Source organism: Acidimicrobiales bacterium, from assembly GCA_036273495.1.
Classification (GTDB): Bacteria; Actinomycetota; Acidimicrobiia; order Acidimicrobiales; family JAJPHE01; genus DASSEU01.
In genome coordinates this window covers 1-5,503 of sequence record DASUHN010000399.1, presented here as the reverse complement: position 1 = coordinate 5,503, position 5,503 = coordinate 1, and the positions used below count along the sequence as shown (strand labels likewise).

Annotated in this window: 8 protein-coding genes; 3 read left to right on the top strand and 5 right to left on the bottom strand. The window is 71.4% G+C overall.

Going from position 1 to position 5,503, the window contains the following annotated elements:
- Nucleotides 1-156: 156 nt before the first annotated feature.
- Nucleotides 157-597 carry a PaaI family thioesterase gene (locus tag VFW24_17440; GenBank protein HEX5268552.1) on the top strand — a complete coding sequence of 147 codons (441 nt, stop codon included), beginning with the start codon at nucleotides 157-159 and terminating at the stop codon, nucleotides 595-597.
- A 33-nt stretch (nucleotides 598-630) separates the two neighbouring features.
- Here VFW24_17440 and VFW24_17435 read toward each other — a convergent pair whose 3' ends face one another.
- Nucleotides 631-1,428: an ABC transporter permease gene (locus VFW24_17435; GenBank protein ID HEX5268551.1), complete on the bottom strand. Its 798-nt coding sequence runs from the start codon at nucleotides 1,426-1,428 to the stop codon at nucleotides 631-633.
- Nucleotides 1,428-2,411 carry an ATP-binding cassette domain-containing protein gene (locus VFW24_17430; protein HEX5268550.1) on the bottom strand — a complete coding sequence of 328 codons (984 nt, stop codon included), beginning with the start codon at nucleotides 2,409-2,411 and terminating at the stop codon, nucleotides 1,428-1,430. Before VFW24_17430 ends, VFW24_17435 begins: the two co-directional genes overlap by 1 nt.
- 37 nt (nucleotides 2,412-2,448) lie before the next feature.
- Here VFW24_17430 and VFW24_17425 point away from each other — a divergent pair, with 37 nt between their 5' ends.
- Nucleotides 2,449-3,072 carry a TetR/AcrR family transcriptional regulator gene (locus VFW24_17425; protein ID HEX5268549.1) on the top strand — a complete coding sequence of 208 codons (624 nt, stop codon included), beginning with the start codon at nucleotides 2,449-2,451 and terminating at the stop codon, nucleotides 3,070-3,072.
- 7 nt (nucleotides 3,073-3,079) lie between these two features.
- Here the strand turns inward: VFW24_17425 and VFW24_17420 are convergent, their stop codons facing one another.
- Both VFW24_17420 and VFW24_17415 read right to left on the bottom strand, forming a co-directional pair.
- Nucleotides 3,080-3,628: a dihydrofolate reductase family protein gene (locus VFW24_17420; GenBank protein HEX5268548.1), complete on the bottom strand. Its 549-nt coding sequence runs from the start codon at nucleotides 3,626-3,628 to the stop codon at nucleotides 3,080-3,082.
- A 472-nt stretch (nucleotides 3,629-4,100) separates the two neighbouring features.
- Nucleotides 4,101-4,349, bottom strand: coding sequence for a hypothetical protein (locus VFW24_17415; GenBank protein ID HEX5268547.1), 249 nt, complete (start codon nucleotides 4,347-4,349; stop codon nucleotides 4,101-4,103).
- A gap of 50 nt (nucleotides 4,350-4,399) precedes the next feature.
- Between VFW24_17415 and VFW24_17410 the strand changes: the two genes are divergently transcribed.
- A complete protein-coding gene (locus VFW24_17410; protein HEX5268546.1) occupies nucleotides 4,400-4,783 on the top strand; it encodes a RidA family protein in 384 nt (127 codons plus the stop codon).
- Between the two features lie 12 nt (nucleotides 4,784-4,795).
- Here VFW24_17410 and VFW24_17405 read toward each other — a convergent pair whose 3' ends face one another.
- Nucleotides 4,796-5,374, bottom strand: a complete 579-nt coding sequence (locus tag VFW24_17405) for a MarR family transcriptional regulator (protein HEX5268545.1) — start codon at nucleotides 5,372-5,374, stop codon at nucleotides 4,796-4,798.
- Nucleotides 5,375-5,503: the final 129 nt, after the last annotated feature.

Here is a 5,503-nt window from a genome sequence, read left to right as displayed (position 1 = left end):
CTCGGTCCGGAACGTCTCGAACTCGGGGCCCAGATCGAGCTTCATGACCATCCCCCCTTCGCGCCGCCGCGACGCAGCGCCGGTCAGACGATCAGGATGGCACCGTAATGGTTAGACAGTCAAACTGTTCGCGGCGAACTTCGGTAGCGTCGGCCCATGGGCTCCAGCGACGATGAGGACAGCCCCGAGGCCCACGCCCGGGACGCGACCAGCTTCTTCGGCCCGCTGGTCCCGGGCCAGCTGGGCTGCGTGTTCGATCATGTCACCCCGGAGCTGGTCACCGGCCACATCGACGTCACGCCGAATCTGATCGCTGGCACCGGGTTCCTGTTTGCCCCGGCCGTGGTGGCGCTGGCGGACACGTGCGCCGCCATCGGCTGCGGCCGGAACATCTCGGAGGCCCAGTCCTTCACCACGCTGGAGCTCAAGAGCAACTTCTTGTCCTCGGCCCGGGTCGGCGAGCGGGTGGTGTGCCGCTGCACGCCGGCTCACCTCGGGCGCCAGACCCATGTGTGGGACGCCACCGTGGTCAACGAGACCACGGGGCGGACGATGGCCCTGTTCCGCTGCACCCAGATGGTCCTGGAGCGCCGCTGACCGACCGGTCCGGGTCCCGAAGATCGAGGTCGATCAGCTCTGCTGGGCTATCCGCGCCCGCAGCGCCAGCAGGGCGGCGCTCATGCTCACCAGGCCGATGCCCGCCAGGGCACCGATCCCCTCGAGGAGAACCCGGGCGTCCCAACCGGTGACGATCAGGGCCCGCAGGGCGTTGATCAGGTAGGTCACCGGGTTGTACGTGGCGATGGCAGCAAACCACCCGGTCAGGGCCTGCTTCGGCATGATGGCGTCGCTCAGGAAGAAGGCGGGGAAGAAGATCACGAACGAGGCGTTCACCGCCGCCGGACTTCCCGTCTTGAGGGCCACCGCGTAGGGAATCCCGGTGAACGCCACCCCCCAGACAGCAGAGATGCCGATGAAGCTGAGCACCCCCGGGACACCGGTCACGAAGTGCACACCGAGGGCGAAGCCGACGGCCAGCACCGGCAGGCACAGCACGATGATCACCGACGTGTCGGCCGCCATGAGGCCGAGCAGCAGCGCCAGCCGGCTGACCGGCGTCATGCAGAGCCGGTCGAAGTACCCGCTCTGGATGTCGGTCACCAGCGCCGGCGCCCGGGACATGCCCGTCACCGCGAAGGCGATCGCCATCGGCAGGAGGAACGCCTTGTAGCTGAAGCCCACTGCGAAGTGGGCCACCTTCTCCAGGGCGCCGATGTTCGTCGTGTAGAAGAAGGCGGGGACCAGCACGGCCGGGATGACGGCGGTCGGCTCCCGGGGCACGGCCCGGAGGGCCCGGCCGGCCACCGTGACGAGATCGTGGCCGAACCCGGTCCGTCGACCGAGCACTGCGGTGGAGGCGACCGCCATCAGCGCCCCGCTCCCACCTCGATGTGGGAGCCGGTCAGCTCGGCGAACACGTCGTCCAGGGTCGGCGACCGGAGGGTGAGGCTCTCCACCCGGAGACTGCTGGCGCCGAGCACGCCGGCCACCGAGAGCACGCTCGACGGTCCGTCGGAAGCGGCGATGACCAGCTCGTCGTCCACCCGCCCCACGGTCTGGATCCCGTCGAGGGCCTGGAGCCGGTCCACGACGCTGGGGTCCTGGCCGTTGACCCGGGCGACGACCAGGTCGGCCCCCACGCTGCGCTTGAGCTGCTCGGGTGGCCCCTCGGCGACCAGCCGGCCGGCGGCGATGATGCCGACCCGGTGGGCCAGCGCATCGGCCTCCTGGAGGTACTGGGTAGTCAGGAAGATGGTGATGCCGAGCTCGCGGTTGAGCCGCTCCACCTCCGCCCAGACCCGGGTGCGGCTCTCGGGGTCGAGCCCGGTCGTGGGCTCGTCCAGGAAGACCAGCTCGGGCCCGTGGATGAGGGCGGCGGCCAGATCGAGGCGGCGCTTCATGCCCCCCGAGTAGGTCCCGATGCGGCGGTCGATGGCGTCACCGATCGAGACCAGGTCCAGCACGTCGTCGACCCGCCGGCGCACGGCATCCCGGCCCAGGCCGTAGAGCCGGCCCTGCAGGGCCAGCAGCTCCCGCCCGGTCTGGGAGTCGTCGAGGGCCGCCTCCTGGAGGGCCACGCCGATGCGGAGGCGCACCTCGGTGGGCTCGGCCACCACGTCGTGGCCGGCCACGAGGGCCCGGCCGGCCGAAGGGCGCAACAGGGTGCAGAGCATCCGGATGAGGGTCGACTTGCCGGCGCCGTTGGGGCCGAGGAAGCCGTAGATCTCGCCCGGGAGCACGGTCAGGTCGATGCCGGCCACGGCGGTGGTGGCCCCGAACCGGCGCACCAGGGCCTCGGTCCGGACCGCCGGCGGACGGGCCGCCTTCTCCACACAGATCGGCGCTGGCATACCCGTGAGTATCCGGTATCCTCACCGGGAGGTCAATGTGAAACGCGTCATGGAGCCCCTCACCCCCGAGCGCCGCCGCCAACAGACACGCGAGTACCTGATCGCCGCGGCCGCCCAGGTCTTCGCCGAGCGGGGCTTCCACGGCGCCACCCTCGACGAGGTGGCGGCGGTGGCGGGCTACACCAAGGGGGCGGTGTACTCGAACTTCAAGAGCAAGGACGACCTGTTCCTGGCCCTCCTGGAGTCCCGCTACCAGTCGGGGATGACGAGCCTGCGCGCGTTCCTGGACGCGGCCGAGAGCCCCCACCAGGCGGCGGACTTCCTCGAGCGGATCGTCACCGAGCTCCGCGATCCGGCCGGCGACCCGTGGGGGGACCTGTACCAGGAGTTCCTCGTGTACGCCATGCGGAACCCCGAGGCCCGCGAGAAGCTGGCGGAGCTGGAGCGCGCCGACCTCGGCGCCCTGGCCGCGGTGATTCGGGCCGAGCGCGAGAAGCACGGCATCGATGACACCCATTCCGTCGAGCACGCCGCCCGCTTTGTCGTTGCCCTGATGCGCGGGCTGTTCACCATGCGGCTCATCGAGACGTCCGCCGTCGACGACGCCCTCATCGCCTCGATGCTGGACTACATCCAGCGGGCCCTGACCGGGACCGACTGACGGCGGCCTACCGGGCCTGGCGGTAGCTGAGGTAGACGACCCCGTTGTCGTAGGCCTCGCACGCCGCCAGACCCCACTTCGTCGAAGGGAAGCCGTCGGGGAAGAGACGAGGTCCCGACCCGGACGTCAGCGGATAGACGAAGAGGTGGAGCTCGTCGACCAGACCGTCGGCAATGAGCGCCCGCACGAGGGTTCCGCTGCCGCTGACGTAGATGCCGCCCGCCACCTTCTCCTTGAGCTCCTGGACGACGTCCAGGTCGTAGGGACCGACGACGGTCGAGTTCCTCCACGTGGGCGACTCCAGAGTGGACGACACGACGAACTTGGCCGTGTCGTTCATGAACGGGGCGCCGGGGTCGTCCTCCGCCGTCCGGGTCGACCACGCCGGCTCGAACATCTGGTAGGTCTGCCGGCCGAGAAGGATCCCCTCGCACCCGGCCATGGCGGCGGCGATGGCCTGACCCATCGCGGGGTCGAATCCGTAGTCGAAGGTCCAGGTGGGAGCGTCGATCACCCCGTCGAGGGTCATGAACTCGTGTACCCGCAGCGTCGCCACATCGGCCTCCGTTTGTCCGTGTTCACCAGTCTGACGGGGCGACCGCGGCGGAGTCATCGGTCGGCGCCGACGCAATGGTCACGGGCGGGTGACCCGGGGCAACCCGCAATGGGCCAACCGGCTAGACGACGGCCCTCGTCGGCCCGGGCGATGATCTCGTCGACGGTCTCGGTTGGTGTCTGGCGGGACGTGTCGAGCCACAGCCCGAGAGGAGGCGTGTCGGCGCGGAAGGCGGCTCGTCACCGAGGGGCCCGTCGAACCGCGCCCGTCCCCCGACGACCATCCTCCGGAACACGTCCCCCTTCACGTGCACCGACCGGTCGAATCGCCCGGCCAACAGCTGACCGACGGTCGACTTCCCCGCCGCCGAGACGCCCGTGATGATCGTGACGCCGTTCATCGGGCGCCGGATGCTACCGGCGCGTCCGCTGTCCGATCCGGGCCGGGTCTGCGGGCTCGGGCCGACTCCCGCTCAGGCGCTCCCGCGGAGCTCGGTCGGGAGGCGGCCCGGCGCAGCGGCCCCGGCCAGCACGGACGAGAGGAACGAGATCAGCGCCGCCATGTCGGCCGGCGGGGCCCGGAACGTCCCGATGCAGCGGTCCCCCCGCCACAGGCTGAGCACGGCGACCCCGGGCTGGGGATGCCAGGTAATCCGCAGCCCGGTACCCCGGTCGTCGAGCATGATCTGGCGATCACCGCCGAACTCCGGGCCGTCCGCCACCCTGTCATTGTGAGCCGGTTCCGGCCGCCCGTCCACACCCGGTTCGGGCCGTGAGCGACCGGCGCCGGGTCTCGTCGGGGTCGCCGTTCGAGGCCACCATCGGATTCAGCCGGGCGGTGCGGGTCGGGGACCGGGTGATCGTCTCGGGCACGGCGCCGGTCTGGCCCGACGGGAGCTGCCCCGACGACGCCGGCACCCAGGCCCGGCGGTGCTTCGAGATCATCGCCGCCGCCCTCTATGAGCTCGGCGCCGGCCTGGGTGACCTCGTCCGCACCCGGATGTTCCTGACGTCCCCCTCCGACGCCGAGGCGGTCGGGGCCGTGCACGGTGAGCTGCTCGGGGCATCCCGGCCGGCCGCCACCATGGTCGTGGTGGCCGCTCTTCTCGACCCTCGCTGGCGGGTGGAGATCGAGGCCGAGGCGGTAGTCGGGTAGGTCCCGGCGTCCCTACGCCGACGGGCTCACTTCCGGCGAGGGCGGGGCGCCGTAGCGGCGCTCGGCCTCCCGGCCCACCGGGCAGCCCCCGGCGAAGCGGCCGCACGCGCCGGTGTCGCAGAGGCGACAGGTCCACCGCGTGGCACCCGGCCGGCGGATCAGGCTGACGAGGAGGCGACCGACCAGCTCGTCGAGCGCCGTCCGTTCGTCGTCGCTCAGCGCATCCACCAGCGCGCCCAGAACCTGCAGGCGCGCGTCACTGGTGCGTGACGCCACCCGCCGGCCCGACGCGGTGAGGATCACAGCCGCGGTCCGGGCGTCGGGCCCCGGACGGCGCCGGACGTAGCCCTGGTCCTCCAAGCGGTCGACCAGCCGGACGGTGGCGGAGTGGGTGAGGCCGAGGACCTGGCTCAGCAGCTCGATCGATGGGGCCTGGAGAAAGTGGTGCAGCGCCGACAGAGCGGTGGCCGAGCTGATCGACTGGCCGGCCAGCTCGGTCACCGCCGCCGACGTCCGGTCGGTCACGACCAGAGCCAGCGCCCCGAGCCGGTTGGCTACGGCAGCCGGGTCGGGGTCGGGCCCAGGCGCCATCTACCCGACCGAGAAGTCCAGGCTGTAGCTGCCGGTAGACCCGAGGGGGGCGGCGTAGGTCCCCTTCCCCGACAGGCCGGTGAGCTCCCCCGTGGCCGATCCGGGCACCACCTCCGTCTCCGCCTTCAC

Excerpts from the sequence above, each read along its gene's own strand:
- VFW24_17440 (HEX5268552.1), top strand. The coding sequence starts at position 157 with ATGGGCTCCAGCGACGATGAGGACAGCCCCGAGGCCCACGCCCGGGAC.
- VFW24_17435 (HEX5268551.1), bottom strand. The coding sequence starts at position 1,428 with ATGGCGGTCGCCTCCACCGCAGTGCTCGGTCGACGGACCGGGTTCGGC.
- VFW24_17430 (HEX5268550.1), bottom strand. The coding sequence starts at position 2,411 with ATGCCAGCGCCGATCTGTGTGGAGAAGGCGGCCCGTCCGCCGGCGGTC.
- VFW24_17405 (HEX5268545.1), bottom strand. The coding sequence starts at position 5,374 with ATGGCGCCTGGGCCCGACCCCGACCCGGCTGCCGTAGCCAACCGGCTC.